The 23760-nt window shown below is 65.2% G+C and carries 26 protein-coding genes and 1 other RNA gene; 21 read left to right on the plus strand and 6 right to left on the minus strand.

All coding sequences use genetic code 11. From position 1 onward, the window contains the following. Positions 1–29 precede the first annotated feature (29 nt). The 6 genes from ahpC (at position 30) to J7360_RS02390 (ending at position 6299) form a co-directional block, all read left to right on the plus strand. Positions 30–593 carry an alkyl hydroperoxide reductase subunit C gene (gene ahpC / locus J7360_RS02365; protein ID WP_003488826.1) on the plus strand — a complete coding sequence of 188 codons (564 nt, stop codon included), beginning with the start codon at positions 30–32 and terminating at the stop codon, positions 591–593. A 185-nt stretch (positions 594–778) separates the two neighbouring features. Beyond that, positions 779–2371, plus strand: a complete 1593-nt coding sequence (gene ahpF, locus J7360_RS02370; RefSeq protein WP_007965921.1) for an alkyl hydroperoxide reductase subunit F — start codon at positions 779–781, stop codon at positions 2369–2371. A 91-nt stretch (positions 2372–2462) separates the two neighbouring features. Then, positions 2463–3404: a LysR substrate-binding domain-containing protein gene (locus J7360_RS02375; protein ID WP_057662643.1), complete on the plus strand. Its 942-nt coding sequence runs from the start codon at positions 2463–2465 to the stop codon at positions 3402–3404. A gap of 504 nt (positions 3405–3908) precedes the next feature. Beyond that, positions 3909–4349: a nucleoside diphosphate kinase regulator gene (gene rnk, locus J7360_RS02380; protein ID WP_057662640.1), complete on the plus strand. Its 441-nt coding sequence runs from the start codon at positions 3909–3911 to the stop codon at positions 4347–4349. A 53-nt stretch (positions 4350–4402) separates the two neighbouring features. Beyond that, positions 4403–5371 carry a transaldolase gene (gene tal, locus J7360_RS02385; protein WP_057662637.1) on the plus strand — a complete coding sequence of 323 codons (969 nt, stop codon included), beginning with the start codon at positions 4403–4405 and terminating at the stop codon, positions 5369–5371. Between the two features lie 358 nt (positions 5372–5729). After that, entirely contained in the window at positions 5730–6299 is a 570-nt protein-coding gene (locus tag J7360_RS02390; RefSeq protein WP_209033177.1) for a type 1 glutamine amidotransferase family protein, read from the plus strand. 418 nt (positions 6300–6717) lie between these two features. Here the strand turns inward: J7360_RS02390 and msrA are convergent, their stop codons facing one another. Beyond that, positions 6718–7368 carry a peptide-methionine (S)-S-oxide reductase MsrA gene (gene msrA, locus J7360_RS02395; protein WP_007971463.1) on the minus strand — a complete coding sequence of 217 codons (651 nt, stop codon included), beginning with the start codon at positions 7366–7368 and terminating at the stop codon, positions 6718–6720. 95 nt (positions 7369–7463) lie between these two features. Further along, a complete protein-coding gene (locus J7360_RS02400; protein WP_007965927.1) occupies positions 7464–7979 on the minus strand; it encodes an SgcJ/EcaC family oxidoreductase in 516 nt (171 codons plus the stop codon). A 123-nt stretch (positions 7980–8102) separates the two neighbouring features. On the opposite strand from J7360_RS02400, the gene J7360_RS02405 reads away from it, so the two are divergent. Genes J7360_RS02405 through J7360_RS02415 form a run of 3 tightly spaced genes read left to right on the plus strand, consistent with a single transcriptional unit; the run spans position 8103 to position 11178 of the window. After that, the gene (locus tag J7360_RS02405) at positions 8103–8810 is read left to right on the plus strand and encodes a response regulator transcription factor (protein ID WP_057663547.1); all 708 of its coding nucleotides are present in this window, start codon (positions 8103–8105) and stop codon (positions 8808–8810) included. Further along, positions 8807–10717, plus strand: a complete 1911-nt coding sequence (locus J7360_RS02410; protein ID WP_022558383.1) for an ATP-binding protein — start codon at positions 8807–8809, stop codon at positions 10715–10717. The genes J7360_RS02405 and J7360_RS02410 overlap by 4 nt, the downstream gene beginning before the upstream one ends. After that, entirely contained in the window at positions 10714–11178 is a 465-nt protein-coding gene (locus tag J7360_RS02415; RefSeq protein ID WP_007965930.1) for a response regulator, read from the plus strand. The genes J7360_RS02410 and J7360_RS02415 overlap by 4 nt, the downstream gene beginning before the upstream one ends. Positions 11179–11272: 94 nt before the next feature. Here the strand turns inward: J7360_RS02415 and J7360_RS02420 are convergent, their stop codons facing one another. Together J7360_RS02420 and J7360_RS02425 are read right to left on the minus strand one after the other, a co-directional pair. Then, a complete protein-coding gene (locus tag J7360_RS02420; RefSeq protein ID WP_042675457.1) occupies positions 11273–11503 on the minus strand; it encodes a DUF2007 domain-containing protein in 231 nt (76 codons plus the stop codon). A 1-nt stretch (position 11504) separates the two neighbouring features. Then, positions 11505–12146, minus strand: a complete 642-nt coding sequence (locus J7360_RS02425) for a glutathione S-transferase family protein (RefSeq protein ID WP_057664062.1) — start codon at positions 12144–12146, stop codon at positions 11505–11507. Positions 12147–12634: 488 nt separating this feature from the next. Between J7360_RS02425 and J7360_RS02430 the strand changes: the two genes are divergently transcribed. From J7360_RS02430 to J7360_RS02445, 4 genes are all read left to right on the plus strand, one after another. Continuing rightward, the gene (locus tag J7360_RS02430; protein ID WP_057664060.1) at positions 12635–14374 is read left to right on the plus strand and encodes a glutamine--tRNA ligase/YqeY domain fusion protein; all 1740 of its coding nucleotides are present in this window, start codon (positions 12635–12637) and stop codon (positions 14372–14374) included. A 106-nt stretch (positions 14375–14480) separates the two neighbouring features. Beyond that, positions 14481–14744 (plus strand): hypothetical protein, encoded by a 264-nt coding sequence (locus J7360_RS02435; RefSeq protein WP_209033272.1) that lies wholly within the window; start codon positions 14481–14483, stop codon positions 14742–14744. 11 nt (positions 14745–14755) lie between these two features. After that, positions 14756–15685, plus strand: coding sequence for a DMT family transporter (locus J7360_RS02440; protein WP_209033179.1), 930 nt, complete (start codon positions 14756–14758; stop codon positions 15683–15685). A gap of 115 nt (positions 15686–15800) precedes the next feature. After that, positions 15801–15998 carry a hypothetical protein gene (locus J7360_RS02445; RefSeq protein ID WP_164514224.1) on the plus strand — a complete coding sequence of 66 codons (198 nt, stop codon included), beginning with the start codon at positions 15801–15803 and terminating at the stop codon, positions 15996–15998. A 13-nt stretch (positions 15999–16011) separates the two neighbouring features. Here J7360_RS02445 and J7360_RS02450 read toward each other — a convergent pair. Further along, positions 16012–16086: non-coding RNA, sX9 sRNA (locus tag J7360_RS02450), on the minus strand. A 265-nt stretch (positions 16087–16351) separates the two neighbouring features. Here J7360_RS02450 and J7360_RS02455 point away from each other — a divergent pair. From J7360_RS02455 to rlmM, 3 genes are read left to right on the plus strand one after another with little or no spacing between them, the layout of a single operon-like run. Next, positions 16352–16732, plus strand: coding sequence for a hypothetical protein (locus tag J7360_RS02455; protein ID WP_033481634.1), 381 nt, complete (start codon positions 16352–16354; stop codon positions 16730–16732). Beyond that, complete coding sequence (locus J7360_RS02460) at positions 16732–17292, plus strand: nucleoside deaminase (RefSeq protein ID WP_007965277.1); 561 nt, start codon at positions 16732–16734, stop codon at positions 17290–17292. Before J7360_RS02455 ends, J7360_RS02460 begins: the two co-directional genes overlap by 1 nt. Positions 17293–17328: 36 nt before the next feature. Continuing rightward, on the plus strand, positions 17329–18372 hold the full coding sequence (gene rlmM, locus J7360_RS02465) for a 23S rRNA (cytidine(2498)-2'-O)-methyltransferase RlmM (RefSeq protein WP_007970434.1): 1044 nt from the start codon (positions 17329–17331) through the stop codon (positions 18370–18372). Between the two features lie 320 nt (positions 18373–18692). Here rlmM and J7360_RS02470 read toward each other — a convergent pair whose 3' ends face one another. Then, a complete protein-coding gene (locus tag J7360_RS02470; RefSeq protein WP_209033181.1) occupies positions 18693–19802 on the minus strand; it encodes a Gfo/Idh/MocA family oxidoreductase in 1110 nt (369 codons plus the stop codon). A 123-nt stretch (positions 19803–19925) separates the two neighbouring features. On the opposite strand from J7360_RS02470, the gene J7360_RS02475 reads away from it, so the two are divergent. From J7360_RS02475 to J7360_RS02495, 5 genes are all read left to right on the plus strand, one after another. Continuing rightward, on the plus strand, positions 19926–20831 hold the full coding sequence (locus J7360_RS02475) for an SMP-30/gluconolactonase/LRE family protein (protein ID WP_057659519.1): 906 nt from the start codon (positions 19926–19928) through the stop codon (positions 20829–20831). An 81-nt stretch (positions 20832–20912) separates the two neighbouring features. Beyond that, positions 20913–21635, plus strand: a complete 723-nt coding sequence (locus J7360_RS02480; RefSeq protein ID WP_057659521.1) for a hypothetical protein — start codon at positions 20913–20915, stop codon at positions 21633–21635. Positions 21636–21836: 201 nt separating this feature from the next. Then, complete coding sequence (locus tag J7360_RS02485; protein WP_057659524.1) at positions 21837–22241, plus strand: hypothetical protein; 405 nt, start codon at positions 21837–21839, stop codon at positions 22239–22241. A gap of 130 nt (positions 22242–22371) precedes the next feature. After that, positions 22372–22845, plus strand: a complete 474-nt coding sequence (locus J7360_RS02490; protein ID WP_007965267.1) for a MarR family transcriptional regulator — start codon at positions 22372–22374, stop codon at positions 22843–22845. Between the two features lie 45 nt (positions 22846–22890). After that, positions 22891–23718, plus strand: coding sequence for a p-hydroxycinnamoyl CoA hydratase/lyase (locus J7360_RS02495; RefSeq protein ID WP_209033183.1), 828 nt, complete (start codon positions 22891–22893; stop codon positions 23716–23718). Positions 23719–23760: the final 42 nt, after the last annotated feature.

A 23760-nucleotide genomic window follows, 5' to 3' on the forward strand; every position in this document is an offset into this window, starting at 1 on the left:
CGCCCCCTTTCATCGCACGAGGAAACTCAATGTCTCTCATCAACACCCAGGTCCAGCCGTTCAAGGCCAATGCGTACCACAACGGCAATTTCATCGAAGTCACCGAAGCCAGCCTGAAGGGCAAGTGGTCGGTGCTGATCTTCATGCCGGCCGCATTCACCTTCAACTGCCCGACCGAAGTGGAAGACGCCGCCGACAACTATGCCGCCTTCCAGAAGGCTGGCGCCGAGGTCTACATCGTCACCACCGACACGCATTTCTCGCACAAGGTGTGGCACGAAACCTCGCCGGCCGTGGGCAAGGCGCAGTTCCCGTTGATCGGCGACCCGACCCACAAGCTGACCCGCGCGTTCGGCGTGCATATTGAAGAAGAAGGCCTGGCGCTGCGTGGCACCTTCATCATCAATCCGGAAGGCGTGATCAAGACCCTGGAAATCCACGACAACTCCATCGCCCGCGACGTCACCGAGACGCTGCGCAAGCTGACCGCTGCACAGTTCGTGGCCAACAATCCTGGCCAGGTCTGCCCGGCCAAGTGGAAGGAAGGCGCCAAGACCCTGGCTCCGTCGCTGGACCTGGTCGGCAAGATCTAAGCCGGCTGTCATCTCCGGCCCACTCGGGCCGGGGGTGAACCGGAGCCGGTGCCGGGCTGCCCGTCAGCCGCCGCCAGCACGCACCCCGACCTCGCGCCGGCTGCGGTTCACTCCCTTCCTCCCCGGCGACCTGCCTCAGCGCAGCGACGCCATGCCCTCCCCTTGCCCATTCCCAGGAGTTCTCCATGTTGGATGCCAATCTCAAGACCCAGCTGACCGCCTACCTGGAACGGGTGACGCGGCCGATTCAAATCAACGCCTCGATCGACGACAGTGCCGGCTCGCGCGAAATGCTCGACCTGCTGGAAGAGTTGGTCCTGCTGTCGGACAAGATCAGCCTGGACATCCACCGCGACGACAACCAGCGCAAGCCCTCGTTTGCGTTGACCACGCCGGGCCAGGACATCTCGCTGCGCTTTGCCGGGCTGCCGATGGGCCATGAGTTCACCTCGCTGGTGCTGGCGCTGCTGCAGGTGGGCGGCCATCCGTCCAAGGCCGCTGCCGAACTGATCGAGCAGGTGCAGCACCTGGAAGGCGACTACCGGTTCGAAACCTATTTCTCGCTGTCGTGCCAGAACTGCCCGGACGTGGTGCAGGCGCTGAACCTGGCGGCCGTGCTCAATCCGCGCATCAAGCACGTGGCCATCGATGGCGCCTGGTTCCAGGACGAAGTGGAAACCCGCCAGATCATGTCGGTGCCCACCGTGTACTTGAACGGTGAGCTGTTCGACCAGGGCCGCATGACGCTGGAGCAGATCGTCGCCAAGCTCGATACCAATGCCGCCAAGCGCGACGCTGCGAAAATCGCTGCAAAGGAAGCGTTCGACGTGCTGGTGGTGGGCGGTGGCCCGGCTGGCTCGGCGGCGGCGGTCTATGCCGCACGCAAGGGCATCCGCACCGGTGTGGCGGCCGAACGATTCGGCGGCCAGGTGCTGGACACCATGTCCATCGAGAACTTCATTTCCGTGCCGGAAACCGAAGGCCCGAAGATGGCCGCCGCACTGGAGCAGCATGTGCGCCAGTACGACGTGGACATCATGAATCTGCAGCGTGCCGAGCAGCTGATCCCGGCCGGTGCCGATGGCCTGATCGAAATCAGGCTGGCCAATGGCGCCTCGCTCAAGAGCAAGACCGTGATCCTGTCCACCGGTGCGCGCTGGAGGCAGATGAACGTGCCTGGCGAAGACCAGTACAAGAACAAGGGTGTGGCGTATTGCCCGCACTGCGACGGCCCGCTGTTCAAGGGCAAGCGCGTGGCGGTGATCGGCGGCGGCAACTCGGGCGTGGAAGCGGCGATCGATCTGGCCGGCATCGTGGCGCATGTCACGCTGGTGGAATTCGACGACAAGCTGCGCGCCGACGAAGTGCTGCAACGCAAGCTGCGCAGCCTGCACAACGTACGCATCATCACCAGCGCGCAGACCACTGAAGTACTCGGCGACGGGCAGAAGGTCACCGGTCTGGTCTACAAGGACCGCACCGGCGGCGATATCCAGCACATCGAGCTGGAAGGCGTGTTCGTGCAGATCGGCCTGCTCCCCAACACCGAGTTCCTGCGCGGCACGGTGGCGCTGTCGCCGCGCGGCGAAATCATCGTCGACGACCGTGGCCAGACCGATGTACCCGGCGTGTTCGCCGCTGGCGACGCCACCACGGTGCCGTACAAGCAGATCGTGATCGCAATGGGCGAAGGTTCCAAGGCGGCGCTGAGTGCATTCGACCATCTGATCCGCACCAGCGCACCGGCCACTGCCGACAGTGTGGCCCAGGCCGCATAAGCGAGCGCCCGCTTAGCGCCCGGCCAACCCGGGCGCTAAGCTTGCAACACGCGCCAGTCGTTCCCCGTCACCGCAATGAAGGCTGCTGTATATGAATCTGCGTGACCTGAAATATCTGGTAGCCCTGGCCGACCACAAGCATTTCGGCCGCGCGGCGTCCGCCTGCTTTGTCAGCCAGCCAACGCTGTCCACCCAGATCAAGAAACTCGAAGACGAGCTCGGCGTGTCGCTGGTGGAACGTGCACCGCGCAAGGTCATGCTGACCCCGGCCGGCCGCGAAGCCGCCGTGCGTGCACGCAGCATCGTGGCCGAGGTGGAACAGATGAAGGAAGCCGCACGCCGCAGCCAGGACCCGGAAGCGGGCACGGTGCGTCTGGGCATCTTCCCCACCCTGGCCCCGTACTTGTTGCCGCATGTGGTACCGCGCATCCGCCAGCGCTTTCCGCGTCTGGAACTGCTGCTGATCGAAGAAAAGAGCGATCAGCTGATGCACCAGCTGCGCGAAGGTCGCCTGGATGCCGCCTTGCTTGCATTGCCATTGCAGGATGACCAGCTGCATGCCGAATTCCTGTTCGAGGAGCCCTTCGTGCTGGCAGTGCCGGAAGGCCACCTGCTGTCGCGCCACGACAGCATGACCCTGGACGATTTGTCCGAGCAGCGCCTGTTGCTGCTGGAAGATGGCCACTGTTTGCGCGACCAGGCACTGGATGTCTGCCACCTGGCCGGCGCGCTGGAAAAATCCGAATTTCAGGCCACCAGTCTGGAAACCCTGCGCCAGATGGTCGCGGCCAATGTCGGGGTGACCTTGCTGCCGCTGCTGGCGGTCAAGCCTCCTGTCGCGCGCTCGGAAAACATCCGCCTGATCCGCTTCCGTGAAGACAAGCAGCCTAGCCGCCGCATTGCGATGGCGTGGCGGCGCAGTTCGGCAATGACCACGTTTTTGGAGCAGCTGTCGCAGCTGTTCAAGGAATTGCCAGAGAGCCTGTTCACGCTGGATCAGCCTGCGACAGGACCGAAGGCGGTGGCGGCTTAGGGAATCGGGAATCGGGAATCGGGAATCGGGAATCGGGAATCGTAAAAGCGTATTGCGGTTGCGGTCGCTTTGACTGCCGGTTGGAGGCTTGGAGTTGGGCGGCGCGCGAGCGTCGCTTTTTGTTTGTTTGTGCGCAGCAGTCTTGCCCGAAGGTTGGCTGCGCATCAATCCGCCGCTGTCTGCCGGACGCGGCTGGCGGCAGCACGCTGCCCACGCGACCATGCGATTTGCGAGCAGTGTCTTGGTTCGCTCGCTTGAGACTGATCGTGCGGTGTTTGCGGCATGCGGTGTGAGCAGGCTCGTTCGCAGCGGCGGTTATGCCCTCCCCTTCCGATTGTCTCAACTGCAGCGCCTGCTCGCTGCACCAGACCTGCAGCACCTGCGTGGCGGCCCTTGCCGGTGCCTTGTGTCCGCAACGTCCATGCATTGCGATCAGCCGCCGGCGCCCTCATCTTGTCAACCACGCTTGCCATGTCGGCAAGCCGTACTCGTCAGGAGACTGCCATGACTTCGCAACACCACAGCGGCTTGCCGCCATCCATTCTGGTATCCAGCCACGACCTTGCCCGGCTTGAGGCATTGCTCGATTCGCCAACCTTCAACAAGCATCCCGCTGCCGCTGCGCTGAGCGACGAACTGGGCCGCGCCCGTGTGCTGCAGCCCGACCAGATTCCCGGCGATGTCGTCACCATGCACTCACGCATCGAATGCGAAGACCAGTTGCATGGCGAACGGCACACGCTCACCCTCGTGTATCCGCATGAAGCCGATGTGCAGCACGGCCGCATCTCGGTGCTTGCGCCGGTCGGCAGCGCGCTGCTCGGCCTATCGATTGGCCAGAGCATCGATTGGCGCACGCCGGACGGACGCGACCTGCGCCTGCGCGTGACTGCCGTGCACGACCAACCCGCAGCGGCGGGCGACTTCCGGCGCGCAGCGCGCTAACGTAGCGCGCTGCGTCCTATCCCCGACCCGTTCCACGATTCGAGAGAACCTGCATGACTGCATCCCCCTCAAAGCTTGCCCAACTGCGTGAGCTGTCCGTCGTTGTCGCCGACACCGGCGATTACGACGCCATCAAGCGCCTGAAGCCGGTCGATTGCACCACCAACCCCACCCTGGTCAAGAAGGCGCTGGACCTGCCGGTCTATGCCGACCTGATCGAACGCGAGCTGGCCTGGGGCCGCGAGCACGGCGGCGACGATCGAACCGCCACCGTCAACGAAGTCGCCGATCGCCTGACCATCGGCGTGGGCGTCAAGCTGGCCGAACTGGTGCCGGGGCGCGTATCCACCGAAGTCGACGCCGATCTGGCGCACGACACCCAGGCCACCATCGCCAAGGCGCGCAAGTTCATTGCGATGTACGCCGAGCGCGGCGTGTCCAAGGACAAGATCCTGATCAAGATCGCCGCGACCTGGGAAGGCATCGAAGCCGCCCGTCAGCTGCAGAAAGAAGGCATCGACTGCAACCTGACGCTGATCTTCAACCGCTCGCAGGCGCTGGCCTGTGCCGAAGCCGGCGTGTTCCTGATTTCGCCGTTCGTGGGCCGGATCCTGGACTACTACGTGGCGCAGGGGCAGACCCCGGCCAGCATCGACGAAGACCCGGGCGTGGTGTTCGTGCGCACCGTCTACAACGAGTTCAAGCAGCGCGGCTCGTCCACGGTGGTCATGGGCGCCTCGTTCCGCTCCACCGCCCAGATCGAAGCGCTGGCCGGTTGCGACCGCCTGACCATTTCGCCGGACCTGCTGGAAAAGCTCGACGCCGAGGACGGCGAGTTGCCGCGCAAGCTCTCGCCCGCCCAGGCCGACAATGCCCAGTTCACCCCGATCGACAGCGACAGCTTCGCTTCGGGCCTGGCCGCCGACCCGATGGCCACCGAGAAGCTGGCCGGCGGCATCGACACGTTCGCCAAGGACTTGCAGGCCCTGCGCAAGACCATTGCCGACAAACTCACTGGCTGATCACGCAGCGAGCCTGTTCTGCACGCACCGCCTGCAGCTGCTCGGCTGCGGGCGGTGTTGTTTTTGGAGCTTGGTTTAGATGGGGATGTGCGGCCAAGCGGGTCTACGTCGCGATAACGGGTACGGATGCGGGCAGCTCGTGAATGTGGGAATTTTCGCTTCCGCAGCCGGCTTTGCCGGGGATCAACGGCGGCCGCATATCAGCGCGTCTGTACGACAGACAGAAGACCGCGGCCCAGCAAAGCCACACCTGCGCCGTGTGCCGCTTGGACCAAACGCCCTGCTCTCCACATATCGCTTACACCCGCGGCGCGCGCACTGCCTAGAATCCGGATTCCCTCAACTGGCGTAACGGACAATGGCAAACATTGCAGTGGTGATGGTCGACGGCGTGGCCGATTGGGAAATCGGCGTGGTGCTGCCGGCAGCACGCGAATGGTTCGGCGACCAGGTCGCCATTGCCAGTATCGACGGGCAACCGCTGCAGTCCATCGGTGGCCTGCGCATCACGCCGGTATTTGCCCTTTCCGATCTGGCGCCACTGCAGGCCGACCTGTGGATCCTGCCCGGCAGCGAACGCTGGCAGGCCGGCGAAATTCCAGGGCTGAGCGGTTTGCTGGTCGAGCGCGTGCAGCAGCAGCGCCCGGTCGCGGCGATTTGCGGCGCCACCCTCGCCTTCGTCTATGCCGGCCTGCTCGATGAGCGCGCGCACACCAGCAACGCGCTGGCATTTTTGCAGGAGCACGTCGTGCCGTACGCAGGCGCTGCGCACTATCGCCACGAAAAGGTCGTCAGCGCTGACGGCGTCATCACCGCACCCGGCACCAGCCCGGTGGGTTTCGCATTGGCGTGCATGCGGCAATTGCATCCAGAGCGCACCGACATGCTTGCTCAGTTGCGCGGCATGTTTGCCGGAGAATTCGTTTAATCCAACCGATTCAAGCCGGTACGGCGGATGCGCTGTCCTGGCTCGCCGTGTTGATTGCTTGTATCGAGTCTCCATACCGTTCGCGGCGAATCACGAGGAGTAATTGCCCGCGCTGAGCAGCCTCCGATGAGTTGCTGCCCCGGTCTTCTGCGGCGCTCGCTGCAACAACTCACACCACTGGTTCGCTGTACGGCGTCGCCGAGCCGATTCACCTGACAGACGTATCGCCCCCTCACCCGCGTGTGTTGCGACCTCCGCAAAAAAGATGGCCGCGCCGTCTCCGACGCAGCCATTCAAGTTGCCTAGCACGCACTCCCATGCGGTGCCTGATCGTGATAACGCTGCCGGTCACTGTCGGCCATCGGCACGCTGCCACGATCTTGTGGATGACAGCGTTTCAATCCGGCCCGCCTTTCCGTCAGGCATCCAGCCCGATCGGGCAGCTCACTCCCGTGCCGCCAAGCCCGCAATAACCGTTGGGGTGTTTGGCGAGATATTGCTGGTGATCGTCTTCGGCGTAGTAGAACGTGGGCGCCGGGAAACGAATCTCCGTGGTGATTTCGCCATAACCGGCTGCGGTCAGTTGTTGCTGATACGCATCGCGGCTGGCAAGCGCGGCGTCGTACTGCGCCTGCGTGGTGCAGTAAATCGCCGAACGGTATTGCGTCCCCACATCGTTACCTTGCTGCATGCCCTGGGTGGGGTCGTGGCTTTCCCAGAACGTGCGCAGCAATTGTGCGAACGACACCGCATGTTCGTCGAACACCACCAGCACCGCTTCGGTGTGGCCGGTCTGCCCGGAACACACTTCCGAATAGGTCGCGTTCGGCGTCTGTCCGCCGGCGTAACCCACTGCTGTGGTGTAGACCCCTGGCACGTTCCAGAACTTGCGTTCCGCGCCCCAGAAACAGCCGAGCCCGAATTGCACCTGGGCCAGACCAGTGAATTCCCCGCGCAACGGATGGCCGTTGACCAGGTGCGTGTTATGCAGCGGCAGCGCTTGCTCGCGCCCGGGTAGTGCTTCGCCCGGGCGTGGCATACGTTGTTTGAAGGCGCCGATTCCCAGCATGGTGCAGCTCCGCAATCGTCAGGATTGCCTGCTGGATGGCGCCGGCCAGAGCCACTTTCAAGCCTGCCCGGCCAGCGCCTGTCGCCCGAGCCGCATTACTTGGCCTTGGCAACCGCCGCGCGCGTATCCACTTCCGGCATCGCCGAGCTGTGGTGGTTGATGATCAGCCACTTGCCGTCGCGCTTTTCGTACACGAAGGTGTAGCGGGCCTGCACGCTGCTCTTGTTGCCGGCCTTGTCGGTCAGCGTGAAGGTATACACGCCGGCATCCACGGCGCTGTCGTCATCGAGCACGCGCACGGTGCGGTAATTGACCACGCCCTGCGGCTTCTTGGTCAGGAACATCTCGAAGTAGTTTTCGATCTGTTCGCGCGAGGCGCGCACTTCATTGGAGACCGTCGGCAGCAACACGCCGTCCGGTGCGTACAGATCGGCCACCTTGTGCGGGTTGCCGGTGGCCAGCGCCGCGTTCCAGGTGTCGAACAGCGCAGCGACTTCGCGCTCTTCGCCGCCGGCCGGCAGCTTGGCCTTGTCGGTGTAATGCATCACGCCGCCAGCCAGCGCCGGGGTGGCAGCCAGAGCCAGAACCAGAGAGAAGAGTGTGCGACGCATGGGGAATCTCCGTGTGATTGATGGGGTGCCTCATCGGGCAGGCTCAGTATCGAAATCAAGCAGCCCCAACAATGCTGCCGAGTGGCATATACTCAAATATGCTGATCGGCCTAGAGCGAAACCATGGAGACGCCCACCAATGCTGGCGATTGGCGCCTGACCTTGCGCCGCGAGGCCTCCGATAGCGCGCGTTGGCAGGCGCTTTGGGAAGCTGCCGTTGCGCTGCGCCAGGTGCAGAGCCCCGAGCAGGCCTGCGATGCGGTCCTCGGGCGGGTGCTGCTGTTACTGGGCCTGGAACACGGCGCAGTGCTGGCGCAGCGCGGCCCGCGCGCGCAAGTGTTGGCCAGCCGCGGCCGTGCATTGCCGCCCGGGGCCAGCGCCGCCGGCGACGGCCATGAGGCGGCCTGGTTGATGCCACCGCGCCCGTCCGATCTCCGCGAAGCCAGGGTGCCGATCCACGCGCTGGGCACCACGCACGGCATGCTGTGCGTGGCCTGGAGCGAAGGCCGCCCGGCCCCCGGCAATGACGACGTGCAGGCGCTGCAGGCGTTCGCGCTGCTGCTGCCGGCGATGGTGGCGGAACCTGCCAAACCGGTTGCCACACGGCGGCGCAAACCGCTGCAGGACGACCGTCTGGGCGCGCTGAGCAAGCGCGAAAAACAGGTGTTGTCGTTGCTCCCGCGCGGACTCACTAACGCGACCCTCGCAGCTGAACTGGGGATTTCTCCCGGCACGGTCAAAGTGCACGTGGAGCGAATCCTGCAGAAACTTGAGGTAAAAGATCGCACCCAGGCCGCGGTGTACGCGGTCCAATCCGGACTTGCGCTATGAATGCATTGGCGGTGCGTTGGAACGATTGGCCGATTACCCGCAAAAGCCTGGCGGTCGTCACCCTGCCACTGCTGTTGCTGGCCGTTGCATTGATGGCGATCTACAGCGTGGAACGGCAGAACATCGCCGCCGAAAACGACGTGCGGCAGACCCTGGAAGTGCTCAGCGATCTGTACGAAGCGCACGCACTGTTAGCCGAAACCGCGGCCGGCGTGCGCGGCTATCGGTTGGTGCGGCGCGATGAATTTCTGACCCCGTATCGCGATGCCGAGCCGCGGTTGCAGCGCGTGGCCGACCGTCTTTCGCAACGCATCACCGACCCCAGCCAAGCGCAGCGCTTTGCGCGCATCAAGCCACTTTTTGCGGAAAAAATGCAGGGTTGGCGCCGATTGCTGGCACCGGATCTGAGCCGCGAAGAAGAGATTCGGCAACTGTGGGATGGCAAGTACAAACTCGACATCCTGCGCGCGGAGCTGCGCGAGTTGCGCAATTACGAAACCGCGCAGTTGCAGGTGCGTACCGCCAAGGCGCAGGGGCTGCGCCAGCGCAACCTCATCATCACCTTGAGCGCGGCGATGCTGGGCGGGCTGGGCGCGGTATTTGCGGTGGCATGGTTCGCCTCGGCATTGTCCGGGCGCCTGCGCACCCTGGCCGCCAACGCCGACCGGCTGGGCGAAGGCCTGCCGCTGGCACCGCAACCGCGTGCCGGCGACGAGCTGGGCCAGGTCGGGCAGCGTCTGGCGCAAGCCAGCGAACTGTTGGCCGCACGCGCAGCCGAAGCGCAACTGGCGCGGCGCGAGGCCGAAACCGCCAACCGCGCAAAAACCGAATTTCTCTCGCGCAGCAGCCATGAACTGCGGACGCCGCTCAATGCGATCCTGGGCTATGCGCAGGTGCTGGAAATGGATCTGCCCGAGCCGGATCATCGGCGGCATCTGCAGCACATTCTGGGTGCCGGCAGGCACTTGCTCGGGTTGATCACCGAGCTGCTGGACATCGCGCGTATCGAAGCCGATCAACTTGATCTGAGCCCGGAGCCGATCTCGGTACGCGCGGCCGTGCACGAAGCCTTGGGGCTGATCGCACCGGATGCCGACAAGCATGGCATTGCGCTGCAGCCGACCTCCATCGACGGACCGTGGACGGTGCGCGCCGATGCGCAGCGGCTGCGCCAGGTGCTGCTCAATCTGCTGTCGAACGCGGTCAAGTTCAATCGTACTGGCGGGCAGGTACAGGTAAGCGCGCAGGCCGATGGCGAGCAGGTACGTATCACGGTCGCCGACCAGGGCGCGGGGCTGACCCCGGCCCAGATCGAACGCCTGTTCACCCCGTTCGAGCGGTTGGGCGCCGAGCGCTCTGCGGTGGAGGGCACCGGGCTTGGGTTGGCGCTGAGCAAGCGCTTGATCGAGGCGATGGGTGGGCAGATTGGCGTGGACAGCAGCAGCAACGGCGCGCGGTTCTGGATTTCGCTGCCGCAGGGCGAGCATCAGCACAGCGAACCGGCGCGGCCGCTGGTGCCGCCGAGCAGTGCCGGAAGCGGCGTGTGCCGGCTGTTGAGTATCGAAGACAATCCATCCAATCAGGCGTTGATCCGCACGCTCACCGAACGTCGCCCGCAATGGCAACTGCTCGAAGCGGCCAGCCTGGCGCAGGCGCGTGCGCTATTGCAGCACGGCGCGCCGGACCTGATTCTGCTGGACCTGCATCTGAGCGATGGCAACGGCGAAGAGCTGTTGCGCGAATTGCAGGCGCAGCCGGCGCTGGCGGCCATCCCGGTGGTGGTGATCAGTGCCGATGCCACCACCGCCACACTGGCGCGCGTGGGTAATCAAGGCGTGCGCGCCTATCTGACCAAGCCGCTCGATGTGGCGGAATTCTTCACCGTGATCGAGGGGTTGCTGGCATGACACGCGAAGAAATCCTCGGTTCCCGCATCCTCATCGTCGACGACGAGCCGGCCAACGTGCGGTTGCTCGAAGACCTGCTGCAACGCGAAGGCTTCCAGCAAGTGATCGCCACCACTGATCCGTTGCGGGTCATGGGCCTGGTCTCGGCATTTGCGCCGGACCTGATCCTGCTGGATCTGAAGATGCCCGAGTTGGACGGCTACGCGCTGCTGGAACAGCTGGCGCGGCTGTCAGACCCGGGCCAGTTCCTGCCCGTGATCGTGCTCACCGCCGACCCCAGCCGCAGCGCGCGCCACCGCGCCCTGGGCCTGGGCGCCAAGGACTTTTTGACCAAGCCGCTGGATACTTTCGAAGTCGCACTGCGGGTCTGGAACGTGGCCGAAACCACGGTGTTGTTCAAGCGCCTGCGCGCACTGGCCGCGCCGGATGCAGCGCCGCCGGGGTGGCGTCAGCAGAGTTGATGGGCATACATCGTAGGAGCGCACCAGGGCGCGACGTGGCGTTTATCGGCAGAGCCTCGTCGCGCCCTGGTGCGCTCCTACGACTGGCGCTGCGCTACAGCGCCCGCGTGACCTGCCCGCACAGTCCGATGTCCGCCAGCACCGCCTGGGCCTGGCTGAGATGCATGTCGGCCACGCAGACCTGCAGCATGCCGAAGGCGGGCAGCTCGCCGGCACCGCCCAGCAGCGATTCACCGAAGACGAACGCGGTGATGCCGGCATCTTCCAGCGCGTGCTTGGCCAGATGCGCATCGATGAGGTGACTGGCGCGGTAGGCGATCTGCATCTCAGTCGCGCGCTGCGCATTCGCGCTGCGCGCCGTTGCGCCAGTCGCGCAGCGCCGGCAATGCATCCAGTGCCGCCAGATAATCGCCGGCCGCTTCGAACAGCGGCACACCGTAGCTGGAAAAGCGCAGCGCCACCGGCGCGAACATCGCATCGACGATGCCGAAGTCGCCACACAGGAATTGCCCGGCGTGACCGTGTTCGGCGCGCAGGCTGGCCCACAGCGCCTGGACACGGGCGATGTCGCGCTCGGCGGCCGCATCCCATTGCGCCGGGCCTGGCGTGCGGGCCAGATTCATCGGCAGCTGGCTGCGCAGGGCTGCAAAACCGGAATGCATTTCCGCCGCGGCGGCGCGTGCCTGCGCGCGTACGGCCAGGTCGGCCGGCCAGCCGCGGCCGGCCAGCCAACGCTCGTTGATGTACTCGCAGATCGCCAGCGAATCCCATACATGCAAGGCGTCGTCCCACAGCACCGGCACCTGGCGGGTTGGCGAATACCCGGCAATGCGCGCCTGGAATACGGGCGTGTTGAGCGGCAGCGCGACTTCCTCGAACGGTACCTGGAAGTGTCGCAACAGCAGCCACGGCCGCAACGACCAGGAAGACAGGGTCTTGTCGCCGATCACCAGGCGGGGCAGTGGCATCGCAGGAGCGCTCCAACGGGGTCGGCGCAGCGTACGCGTCGCGGCCGATGCCCGCCAGCCATGCCCGGCCGCGCGCGGCATGCCTTGCCCAGGAACCGCCATCGAGAGGGCTGCGCGTAGCGTCGGGCCGGTGCAGACGGTGCCCTTGCGGCATGGTCAGGGCAACGCATTGCGGGAACTGCGCAGTCTGCAGCCACGCAAACGGCTGGCTACGCGCGCGTATCGCTCCTGATCAGCGGTCGCGGCACTCAAGCAGCAGCGCGCCACAACCGCGCAGAGCATTGCCAGCCGTGGGGGTCCGTCAAGGTGACCGCGCCGGCCAACCGCAGTGTGGCCACCAGCGGCACCGGCAGCGCCCACCGGCGCCGCGGGCGCTCCAGCCCGCTGCACCCGCTCAAGACGCTGCCAAACGCCGGCCCGCAGCCCCGCGCCTACCCCTAACCGGTGCCACCGCCTAAACTTGCGGTTTACCTATTGCTGATGCGCGCATGTCCGAGACCCTAGCCACCGACGCCACCGCCCCGGCGGAGAAGAAAGACTTCATCCGCCAGATCGTCCGCGAGGATCTGGCCAGCGGCAAGCACACGGTCATCCGCACCCGCTTCCCGCCCGAGCCCAACGGCTACCTGCACATCGGCCATGCCAAGGCGATCTGCCTGGATTTCGGGCTGGCCGCCGAGTTCGGCGGGCTGTGCAACCTGCGCCTGGACGATACCAACCCGGCCAAGGAAGACCCCGAGTTCGTGGTCGCCATCCAGGACGACGTGCGCTGGCTGGGCTATGACTGGGCGCAGCTGCGCCACGCCTCGGATTATTTTGAGGTGTATTACCTGGCCGCGCAGAAGCTGATCCGCGATGGCCATGCCTTCGTGTGCGACCTGTCCGCAGAACAGGTGCGCCAATACCGTGGCACGCTGACCGAGCCCGGCCGCAATTCGCCGTTCCGCGAACGCAGTGTCGAAGAAAACCTGGACCTGTTCGCGCGCATGCGTGCCGGCGAATTCCCCGACGGCGCGCGTACGCTGCGCGCCAAGATCGACATGGCCAGCGGCAATATCAACCTGCGCGACCCGGCGCTGTACCGCATCAAGCATGTGGAGCATCAGAACACCGGCAACGCGTGGCCGATCTACCCCATGTACGACTTCGCGCATTCGCTCGGCGATGCGGTGGAAGGCATCACCCACTCGCTGTGCACGCTGGAATTTGAAGACCACCGCCCGCTGTACGACTGGTGCGTGGACAAGGTGGACCTGGCCGGTCACCCGGAACTGCTGCAGCCGCTGCTGGACAAGGGCCTGCCGCGCGAAGCGGCCAAGCCGCGTCAGATCGAGTTTTCGCGCCTCAACATCAACTACACGGTGATGAGCAAGCGCAAGCTCACCGCGCTGGTGGAAGAGCAGCTGGTGGACGGTTGGGACGACCCGCGCATGTACACCCTGCAGGGCCTGCGCCGGCGTGGCTATACGCCGGCGGCGATGCGCCTGTTCGTGGACCGCGTGGGCATCAGCAAGCAGAACTCGCTGATCGATTTCTCGGTGCTGGAAGGTTGCCTGCGCGAGGATCTGGACGCAGCGGCGCCGCGCCGTATGGCCGTGATCGACCCGCTCAAGCTGGTGCTGACCAACCTGCCGGAAGGCCACACCGAAACGCTGCAGTTTTCCAACCACCCCAAGGACGACAGCTTCGGCACACGCGAGGTGCCGTTTGCGCGCGAGCTGTGGATCGAGCGCGAGGATTTCGCCGAGGTTCCGCCCAAGGGCTGGAAGCGCCTGGTGCCGGGCGGCGAAATCCGCTTGCGCGGTGCAGGCATTGCGCGCGTGGACGAGGTGATCAAGAACGCTGACGGCGAGATCGTCGAACTGCGCGGCTGGCTGGATCCGGAATCGCGACCGGGCATGGAAGGTGCCAACCGCAAGGTCAAGGGCACCATCCACTGGGTGAGCGCGGCACACGCGGTGGAAGCGGAAATCCGCCTGTACGACCGCCTGTTCTCGGTGGAGAAGCCTGACGACGAGTCGGAGGGCAAGACCTACCGCGATTACCTGAACCCCGAGTCCAAGCGCAACGTGCGCGGCTACGTAGAGCCGAGCGCTGCGATGGCAGCGCCCGAGCAGGCGTTCCAGTTCGAACGCACCGGTTACTTCGTTGCCGACCGTCGAGACCATAGCGCAGCCACGCCGGTCTTCAATCGCAGCGTGACCTTGCGCGACACCTGGGCCAAGTAACCGCGCAGGACAGCGGCGCCCTTGCAAGGCGGGCGTCGCTGCTACCGAGGACCGGGCGGCGGGTGCACGGCTGCAGAGGCGGCATCTGCGTCATCACGCACCCTTCCTGCCGCAGCGCCGATGCGTCGCACACTGCCAGCCACGCCGTGGATCGCTCCAGACCATCACGGTTTTGGCGGTCGCGCACGCACTGCGAAGACATCCCACTGATTGCACCGTGCCATCGTTCCCACGCGGCGCTGTGCGTGTGGCCGAGGACATCACAGCGGCTAGAACAGCGCACCGTTGCGGCGTGGCGGTGTTGCCTCCGGCTGCAGCGCTCGGCTTGATCAACTCCCTGCCGCACGGCACGCTGCAATGCGCGCCCTGAGGAACAGCACGATGCGTGAACGCTTGATGGTGGGTGTCGCCTGCGGAATCGGTGCGGGTGCGCTGTGGGGGCTGGTGTTTCTGGCACCGCAATTGCTGGGCGCTTTTACGCCGCTGCAATTGGCGGTGGCGCGGTATCTCTCGTATGGCACGGTCGCGGCCTTGTTGCTGGCGCCACGCGCGCGGCAGACCGCTGCCCGGCTGGGCGCTGCCGAATGGTGGGCATTGGTGCGTTTGAGCCTGATGGGGAATCTGGTTTATTACGTGCTGCTTGGCAGCGCCGTGCAGTGGGCGGGCAGCGCGGCAACGGCATTGATCATCGGGCTGTTGCCGGTGGTGGTCACCGTGATCGGGACGCGTGCCGCCGGTGCGGTGCAATTGCGACGTCTGGCCGCGCCCTGCGTGCTGTGCGTGATCGGCGTGACATTGGTGGCACTGGACACCGTGCAGGACGACTCCGGCCAACAGGTGAACGATCGCCTGACGCGGATCGCCGGCCTGCTGTGCGCGGCCGGTGCGCTGGTGTCGTGGTCGGCCTATTCGATCGCCAACGCACGCTGGTTGCGACGGCGCCCGGATCTGTCCGGCGGCGACTGGTCGCTGCTCACCGGCGTGGTCACCGGCGCACTGGCATTGTTGCTGGCGCCGGCGGCCCTCATCGGCAGTGCAGCGCATGCACCGCTCGAGTGGGCCAGTTTCTGGGGCGTGTCGCTGTTGCTGGGCATCCTGGCCTCGATCATCGGCAACGCGCTGTGGAATCGTGCCAGCCGCTTGCTGCCGCTGACCCTGGTCGGGCAGATGATCGTGTTCGAGACGGTGTTTGCGCTGCTGTACGGCTTCGCCTGGGAAATGCGCCTGCCTACGCCACTGGAGCTGGCCGCCATCGCCTGCCTGCTGGTCGGCGTGCTGTGGTGCGCAGCACTGCATGCGGAAGCGAAATGACCTCGGCACCTGATGCACGCATCGGCCTAGATTGCAGGCTGTGTCAGCCAGCGATGCCGCCATGTGCCTGCCATCACCATGCTTACGCCCACCTGCAAACACATTGCGCAGCGCGGTGTTTTCGCTGTCGATCGGCCTGACGGCCTGCTCGCCGCAGCCGCCCGTCTCGAACGCGGCGACCCCGGCCGAGGTGTTCTGCACGCTTCTGCCGGGTCGGCCAGATGACGATCTGCCCAGCGATCGCCGCGACGAAAGCATGCAGCAACTGGACCTTGCCACGCGCTGCCACAGGGCACTGCGCAGACGGCGTTGACTGCACCAAGAGCGGCTAACGAAACGTCGCGAGCAGTCATCAGCTGGGTGCGGACGCGCGGAGCAACCGGAGGGTCCGCGTGGTACATGCCGATTCCGAGCAGCGGCAGCGCCCGCCTGGCGGCTGCACAGCAGTCTTGTTAGCTGCTCCAAGGCTGCGGGCGTGTTTCGGTCACACGCCAGGCCGTCGTTGGCATCATCAGCCGCAACGCGCGCAAGACCTGGATCGCGTGATGGTCGTAGCTGATCCAGCGCGCGCCACATCCGCGCATCCGGGGCTTACCATGGCCGCTCACCTATCCTGATCGGAGCGGCCGCATGTCCCGTCTTTTGTCCCGGTGTCTGAGCATGCTATTGCTGCTGGCCTGCCTTGGGTCGACTGGCTGCGTGGCCGCACCACCGACCGATACCGCCGCGCCGCCTCCGGCAACCGGCTCGACAAGCGGCCCGGCAGCCGGCAAAGCGGTCATCGTCACCACCACCTGCCGCACCGATGCCGATTGCACGGTGAAGAACGTCGGCAACTGTTGCGGTGCGTTTCCAGCCTGCGTCAACGTCAACAGCGCCACCGACCCCAGAGGCGTACTGGCGCAGTGCCAGGCTGGCGGCATGATGAGCGTGTGCGGCTTCCGCGAGATCAGCGCCTGCCAGTGCGTCGCCGGTCAATGTGCCGCAAAGGACGCGCAGGCCGATACACTGCGCCCCGCCACTCCCCCTACAGAAACGGTCCACTGATGCTTTACGCGCACGTCCACCTCACCCTGCCCGACTGGATCCACGCGCATGTCGACGACAGCCGCGCCTATCCCGGCGATGAGGAAAAGGTGGCCCTGGCGATCGAGCTGTCACGGATGAATGTGCGCGAACGCAGCGGCGGCCCGTTCGGCGCGGTGGTGTTCGGCCCGGACCACCGCATCATCGCCGCCGCAGTGAACCGTGTGGTGCCGCAGACCACCTCGCTGGCGCATGCCGAAAACATGGCTTACATGCTCGCGCAACAGCGCCTGCAGACACCGCGTTTGAACGATGTGCTGTCGCCGGTGACGCTGGCCACCTCGGCGCAGCCGTGCTGCCAGTGCTACGGCGCCACCGTGTGGGCCGGCATCGACCGCCTGCTGATCGGCGCGCGCGCCGACGATGTGATGGCGCTGACGCAATTCGACGAAGGCCCATTGCCGGCCGACTGGGTCGGTGAACTGAGCCGCCGCGGCATCGAGGTGGTACGCGACGTACTGCGCGACCAGGCGTGTGCAGTGCTGCGCAACTACGGCGAGGGCGGCGGTGACCATTATTGATGTCGCGGGCGCAGCGGGCGCCCTGCAGGTGCAGCGATGAGCGGCCTGCTGTGTTACTGCCGGCAGGGTTTCGAACCAGAGCTGGCCGCAGAACTGAGCGCGCGCGCCGCATTCGTCGGCATTGCCGGTTATGCGCGCACCCAACGCAACGACGGCTATGTGCTGTTCGTCTGCGACGAAGCCGCGCAACTTGCAGCAAAACTGCAGTGGCGCGAGCTGATCTTCGCCCGGCAAAAGCTGGTGGTGATTGCCGAGCTGAAAGGCATCGACCCCAAGGACCGCATCACGCCGATCCTGGCCGCGTTGGACGGGCAGCAGCGCTTCGGCGATCTGTGGGTAGAACACCCGGATTCGGACGCGGGCAAGCCGCTGGCGGGCCTGGCGCGCAGCTTCGGCAATGCGCTGCGCCCGGCTCTGCGCAAGGCCGGCCTGCTCACCGACAAGCCGCAGTCGCGCCTGCCGCGGTTGCACGTCTGTTTTCTCGACGGCGACCACGCCCTGCTTGCGGTGGCCGACAGCGCCGACAGCGCGCCGTGGCCATTGGGCATTCCACGGCTGAAATTGCTGCCGGAAGCGCCCTCGCGCTCTGCCCTCAAGCTCGACGAAGCCTTGCTGACGCTGCTCACGCCCGAAGAACGCGATGCACTGGTCAAGCCGGGCATGCGTGCGGCCGATCTGGGCGCTGCGCCCGGCGGCTGGACCTGGGTACTGACGCGGCAGCACGTGCACGTCACCAGCGTGGACAACGGCCCGCTGCGCGAGCATGTGCTGGAGACCGGGCTGGTGGAACACCTGCGTGCCGACGGCTTTCACTGGAAGCCCGCGCAACCGCTGGACTGGATGGTCTGCGACATGGTCGAGCAACCGCGCCGTGTGGCCGAACGCATGGCGACCTGGGTGCGCGAAGGTTGGTGCCGCAACACCATCTTCAACCTCAAGCTACCGATGAAAAAGCGCTGGGACGAGACCCGTCTGTGCCTGGACCTGTTCGAGCAACAGGCAGAAAAATCATTGAGCGTGCGCGCCAAGCAGCTCTATCACGATCGAGAGGAGATCACGGTGCTGGCGATGCGGGATTGAGCGGAATCGGGAATCGGGAATCGGGAATCGGGAATCGGGAATCGTAAAAGCGTGGGGCTGGGGCGGAGAGTCATCAAGAGTGCTTCGATCATGCGATCGATAGGCGATGCAGTCCGCCGTGCGTTGGCACATGCTCCCTAAGACGCCTGACTGTGGCATTTCACCCGCGTAGCCGGCGCTCGTGGTCAGCCACGGGCGCGCAGCAGCGCTCACCAAGCACTACAACGCGCCCGCACTGCATCGTGCAGCCTACGCTGAGCCAGCCCACCGGTCAGCGCATGCAGTGCCCGCACTCCGCCGATCGACGGAGCCGGCCACCCTTACCGCACGATGCGCTTGCTGCCCTCGCGCGCCGAGCGATAGATCGCATCGACGATGCGGATGTCGCGCAGACCTTCTTCGCCCGGTGCACGTAATGGTGTGCCGTTCATAATCGCCAGCGCGTCTTCGTCCATCTGCAGCGCTTGCTGATGCGGCACCTTGGCGTCGAACACGCGGCCATCGCTGGCCCTGCCGGTCACGCCCTGGTAGCTCTGGAAGGGCGACAACTCGTACCAGCCACGCTCGCATTCGGCGCGCAACACATTCATGTTCTTGCCGAAGCTGGTCTTGCACTCGGCGCGCACCGCATTGGGAAACTCCAGGGTGAAGTCCATGTGCTCGTCGACTTCATCGAACAGATCGGGTCGGTCGGTCCAGCGCTTGGCCGTCACTGCCAGCGGCTCGGCGCCGGTTGTATAGCGGGCGGCATTGAGCGGATACACGCCCATGTCGTACATCGCGCCACCACCGAACTGCGAGCGCAACCGCCACGGGCGATCGGCCTTGGCGGTGCCTTGGTAGCCGTTGTACCCGGCCTCGGCACGCACGCGCTGCATCGCGCCGAACGGTTTCTCGCTGGCCATCGCAATCACGCGCCGCGTATTGGGTTCATGCTGCATGCGGTAGCCGATCGTCAGCGCCACCTTGTTGCGTTTGCAGGCAGCGATCATGGCCTCGCATTCACCGGCATGCATCGCCATCGGCTTTTCGCACCATACATGCTTGCCTGCGGCAGCCGCACGCAGGGTCAGTGGTGCATGCAGATGCGTGGGCGTGACGATGTACACCACATCGATGTCGTCGTTGTCGGCAATACGATCGAAGTTCTCGTAGTTGTAGACATTGCGGTCGGCGATGCCGTACTTGGATTGCCACTGCGGAATCTTCGACGGCGTACCGGTGACGATCCCGGCGAGCTTGCAATGCTTGGTCAGTGCCAGGCCGGGCGCGAGCTGTTCGCTGGCATAACTTCCCAACCCGACCAACGCGACATTGAGCGGTTTTCCGGGCTTTTTCTTCGGCACTGCCCACGTCGGTGCAGCGAGCAGGATGCCTGCACCGCCAAAGGCGGCAAGCAAGCGGCGACGTGTGATCGATTCCACGGACATGCAAACCTCCTTCGCGGGTGTGGGCGTACTGCTCGCGCACCTTACTTGATCGGGTGTGATCACCCCCATGGTCGCGCTGCACGTTCTGGCACACTGCTGGCGATCACATCCGGAGCATTGCGCATGACCCTCGCTGCCCATCTTCGCTGTTTGCCGCTGGCACTGCTGTTGTCCAGTTCGCTCGCCATCGCTGCAGACACACCCTTCGTTGCGCGCGATCTGATCGGCGATGGCGCATTCACACACAATGCCGAAGGCCCGGCGACCGGTCCGGATGGCGCGCTGTATGCGGTGAACCTGGGCAAGGACGGCACCATCGCGCGCATTGCGCTGCAGGCGGACGGCAACGCACGTGCCGAAGTGTTCGTTACCTTGCCCGAGGCAAGCACCGGCAATGGCATCCGCTTTCGCGACGGCACCATGTATGTCGCCGATTACACCGGCCACAAGATCCTGCAGGTGAACATGCAAACGCGCGCGGTGAGTACCTTTGCGGCGTTGCCCGAAGCAGACGGCCCCAACGATCTGGCGCTGGCGCCCGATGGCAGCTTCTACGCCAGCGATCCGAACTGGAAGGACAATGGCGGGCGCTTGTGGCACATCGGCCGCGACGGCGCGGTGCGCTTGCTGGAAGCAGGGATGACCACGCCAAACGGCCTGGATGTCAGCCCCGACGGCAAGCACCTGTATGTCAACGAAAGCATGTCGCGCAAGGTGTGGGTCTACGACCGTGGCAGCGACGGCAGCCTGCGCAACAAACGGCTGCTGATCAGCTTTGCCGATTTCGGCATGGACGGCATGCGCTGCGATGCCGACGGCAATCTGTACATCGCCCGCTACGATGCCGGGCAGATTGCAGTGGTGTCGCCGCAGGGCAAGCTGCTGCGCACGGTTGCATTGAAGGGACGCAAGGCCAGCAACGTGGCCTTCGGCGGTGCCGATGGCAAGCAGGTGTTCGTCACCTTGCAGGATCGTGGCGCAGTTGAAACGTTCAGGTCCGATCGTCGCGGGCGCGAAACCGGACACTGAAACTGGCGTGTGCGTCGCATTGGTTCTCAGGCCGCGCAACAGCGTCCTGGCATGCTGCAGGTCACCTGTGGAGGACTCCCCATGCAACCGATCGAATTGAAGGACGCGGCCGCCTTCGGCAGCCAATTTCTGCGCCTGACCCTGTTGCAGGGGTTTCAGTCGCTGACCAAGCGTGACCTGGAATTGTTGATCTTCGTGCTGCTCGAACGCGATGGCGCCATCTCGCGCAACAGCTCCAACGCGGCGGTCGCATTGCAGTTGCGGGTAACCTCGGCCAAGGTCAAGGCGCTGCGGCGCGATGGCTATGCGCGTTGGCGCTCGCTGGTGCCCGAAGAGGGCGACGCGGCGATGCAGCGGATCGTCGCCAACGTGCTCACCGAAGACAATCTGCGCTCCGGCGCAAAACATGTCAGCGAACGCAGCCGCAAGGAAGGCTTTTTGGCGGTGCGCATCGAACACCCCGACGACGCGCAACAGTTCGAACAAGCCATTTTGGATGTCGGTGCACTGCCGGTGTACGAACGCAACCGCGAAGTGGTCGCGGTGCGTTTCGACACGCTGCTGAAAATCGCCGAGCGCTGGGGCTACCTGCAACCGGATCCGCAAGCCACCGTGCGCGCTTTGCAGAAACTCACACCCACCGCAGAAGAGGTGTCGGACCTGCTCAAGAAGGACATCGCGCAGGTGCGCTGGGACGACGTGCGCCGGGCACTCAACAGCCTGGGTGCCAAGGCGGTGACGAGCACGGCGGAGGGCGGCCTGAAGGGGTTGCTGAAGATCGTGTTCCCCTTCATCCCCGGCTGAGTGGCGCTCACCAGAGCACTGCGCGATGCGATGCGCAGTGCTCGCCTCACGCTGACTGCGCAGCAGCGCGACAAGGCATGTTCGCCGCTTGTGACACTCCAGCAACGTATCCCGGCCGCCAAGCGCAGCGCCGCCGTCACGCCCAGCGCAACAGGCCGCCAGGCCCTATGATTGTGGGCTGTTCCGCATCAGGGGGATCTGATGACTACCCGCAGTCTTGCCACACTCGTTTCCACGCTGTCGCTCTTGCTCTGCACTGCCGCACAGGCGCAACAGGCGCCCACGACGCCGGCCAGCAGCATGCCGCTGATCGACGTGCCCAGTGCCATCCGCACCCAGCCGCTGTCCAGTGGCGAGGTCACCCATCAAACCGAACTGGAACGCCCGCGCGGGGAATCCAGCGTGATCGTGCGTTCGATCCAGCCCAGCAGCGTGGTCGGCAGCTATCGCATCGATTTCGAAGCCATGGATACCGATGGCGATGGCCGCATCAGCCGTGCGGAGGCGCAGGCCAACCCTGCCCTGGCCGATGAATTCGACGCGCTCGACACCCGTCACAGCGGGTACCTGACCCGCGAACAGCTCGCCGGCTGGCTGATTCGCTGATCGTCGTAACGGCAGGCGCGGCGCTACTACGCAGCCGCGCACTGTGCTTCGCATCATGCTTTCGCCCCCTCTTGCAGCGCCCGCTTCGGTCGGCCAGATTGTATTTGACGGATACAATCTGGACGGATCGATGACTGCTCGCCTTTCACTTGCCGCCGACCTTGGCTACCAGCTGCAACTGGCCGCCCTGGCCTCCAGCCACGCCGCGCGCCAGGAATTGGCCGAGCTACAGCTCACCCCGGCGCGCGTGACCGCGTTGATCCACATCCGCGACCAACCCGGCTGCGACCAGACCGAGCTGGGCAACCGTTTGCTGGTCAACCGCGCCGCCGGCATGAAGATCGCCAATGCGCTGGCCGAGCAAGGCCTGATCGAACGCCTCGCCGGCCGCGACCGTCGCAGCAAGGGCCTGTACCTGACCGACTCGGGCGAACGCACGCTGCGGGTTGCACAGGGCTGCCTGGCGCGCGCAGGCGAACGCACCTGCACCGGCCTGCAGGCCAGCGAACAACAGACGCTGCTGCGCCTGCTCTGCAAGTTGAACGCCAGCGCTGCACTGGAGCGCGCCGCCGCGCCAGATAGCGCGCTGGCCGAAGCTTTCTGAGCCCATCGACACATCAGCACTCTCACGACTCGAAGGAGACGCCGCTTGAACGAGCATGACGTGGTATCGGTTCGCATCGAAAACCGGATCGCCTGGGTGAAGTTCGCTCGCCCCGACAAGCGCAACGCGATGAGCCCGGCGCTCAACCGCCGCATGATGGACGTGCTGGACGAGCTGGAGTTCGACGACAACGTCGGCGTGCTGGTGCTCGGCGGCGAAGGCACCGCCTGGTCGGCGGGCATGGACCTGAAGGAATATTTCCGCGAAACCGAAGCGCAGGGCCTGCGCGGCGTGCGGCGCTCGCAGCGTGAATCGTATGGCTGGTTCCGTCGCCTGCGCTGGTATCAGAAGCCGACCATTGCCATGGTCAACGGGTGGTGCTTCGGCGGCGGCTTCGGCCCGCTGTTCGCCTGCGACCTGGCGATTGCCGCCGATGAGGCGCAGTTTGGCCTGTCGGAAATCAACTGGGGCATCCTGCCCGGTGGTGGCGTCACCAAGGTCGCGGTGGAACTGCTGTCGATGCGCGATGCGATGTGGATGACGCTGACCGGCGAAATGGTGGATGGCAAGAAAGCGGCCGAATGGCGCCTGATCAACGAAAGCGTGCCGCTGGAACGCCTGGAAGCCCGCACCCGCGAGGTGGCCGAACTGCTGCTGCGCAAGAACCCGGTCGCGCTCAAGTACGCCAAGGATGCGGTGCGCCGCGTCGGCACCATGACCTACGACGAAGCCGAAGATTACCTGGTACGCATGCAGGAAGCGGCCAACTCGTTCGACAACAACGCCCGCAAGGAAGGCATCCGTCAGTTCATCGACGAGAAGAGCTACAAGCCCGGCCTGGGCGAGTACGACCTCAGCAAACACAGCGCGTAAGCGCGTCCTACGGCGTCCGAAGCGGTGCGCGTTGCGTGCATC

Source organism: Xanthomonas sp. D-99, from assembly GCF_017746145.1.
GTDB classification, from domain to species: domain Bacteria; phylum Pseudomonadota; class Gammaproteobacteria; order Xanthomonadales; family Xanthomonadaceae; genus Xanthomonas; species Xanthomonas cissicola.

Coding starts and splice junctions, on each gene's coding strand:
- ahpC (WP_003488826.1), top strand. CDS start 30: ATGTCTCTCATCAACACCCAGGTCCAGCCGTTCAAGGCCAATGCGTAC.
- J7360_RS02490 (WP_007965267.1), top strand. CDS start 22,372: ATGACTGCTCGCCTTTCACTTGCCGCCGACCTTGGCTACCAGCTGCAA.
- J7360_RS02460 (WP_007965277.1), top strand. CDS start 16,732: ATGCTTTACGCGCACGTCCACCTCACCCTGCCCGACTGGATCCACGCG.
- J7360_RS02475 (WP_057659519.1), top strand. CDS start 19,926: ATGACCCTCGCTGCCCATCTTCGCTGTTTGCCGCTGGCACTGCTGTTG.
- J7360_RS02480 (WP_057659521.1), top strand. CDS start 20,913: ATGCAACCGATCGAATTGAAGGACGCGGCCGCCTTCGGCAGCCAATTT.
- J7360_RS02420 (WP_042675457.1), bottom strand. CDS start 11,503: ATGCAGATCGCCTACCGCGCCAGTCACCTCATCGATGCGCATCTGGCC.
- J7360_RS02470 (WP_209033181.1), bottom strand. CDS start 19,802: ATGTCCGTGGAATCGATCACACGTCGCCGCTTGCTTGCCGCCTTTGGC.
- tal (WP_057662637.1), top strand. CDS start 4,403: ATGACTGCATCCCCCTCAAAGCTTGCCCAACTGCGTGAGCTGTCCGTC.
- J7360_RS02425 (WP_057664062.1), bottom strand. CDS start 12,146: ATGCCACTGCCCCGCCTGGTGATCGGCGACAAGACCCTGTCTTCCTGG.
- J7360_RS02390 (WP_209033177.1), top strand. CDS start 5,730: ATGGCAAACATTGCAGTGGTGATGGTCGACGGCGTGGCCGATTGGGAA.
- rlmM (WP_007970434.1), top strand. CDS start 17,329: ATGAGCGGCCTGCTGTGTTACTGCCGGCAGGGTTTCGAACCAGAGCTG.
- J7360_RS02415 (WP_007965930.1), top strand. CDS start 10,714: ATGACACGCGAAGAAATCCTCGGTTCCCGCATCCTCATCGTCGACGAC.
- ahpF (WP_007965921.1), top strand. CDS start 779: ATGTTGGATGCCAATCTCAAGACCCAGCTGACCGCCTACCTGGAACGG.
- J7360_RS02400 (WP_007965927.1), bottom strand. CDS start 7,979: ATGCGTCGCACACTCTTCTCTCTGGTTCTGGCTCTGGCTGCCACCCCG.
- J7360_RS02485 (WP_057659524.1), top strand. CDS start 21,837: ATGACTACCCGCAGTCTTGCCACACTCGTTTCCACGCTGTCGCTCTTG.
- J7360_RS02430 (WP_057664060.1), top strand. CDS start 12,635: ATGTCCGAGACCCTAGCCACCGACGCCACCGCCCCGGCGGAGAAGAAA.
- msrA (WP_007971463.1), bottom strand. CDS start 7,368: ATGCTGGGAATCGGCGCCTTCAAACAACGTATGCCACGCCCGGGCGAA.
- J7360_RS02440 (WP_209033179.1), top strand. CDS start 14,756: ATGCGTGAACGCTTGATGGTGGGTGTCGCCTGCGGAATCGGTGCGGGT.
- J7360_RS02375 (WP_057662643.1), top strand. CDS start 2,463: ATGAATCTGCGTGACCTGAAATATCTGGTAGCCCTGGCCGACCACAAG.
- J7360_RS02405 (WP_057663547.1), top strand. CDS start 8,103: ATGGAGACGCCCACCAATGCTGGCGATTGGCGCCTGACCTTGCGCCGC.
- rnk (WP_057662640.1), top strand. CDS start 3,909: ATGACTTCGCAACACCACAGCGGCTTGCCGCCATCCATTCTGGTATCC.
- J7360_RS02410 (WP_022558383.1), top strand. CDS start 8,807: ATGAATGCATTGGCGGTGCGTTGGAACGATTGGCCGATTACCCGCAAA.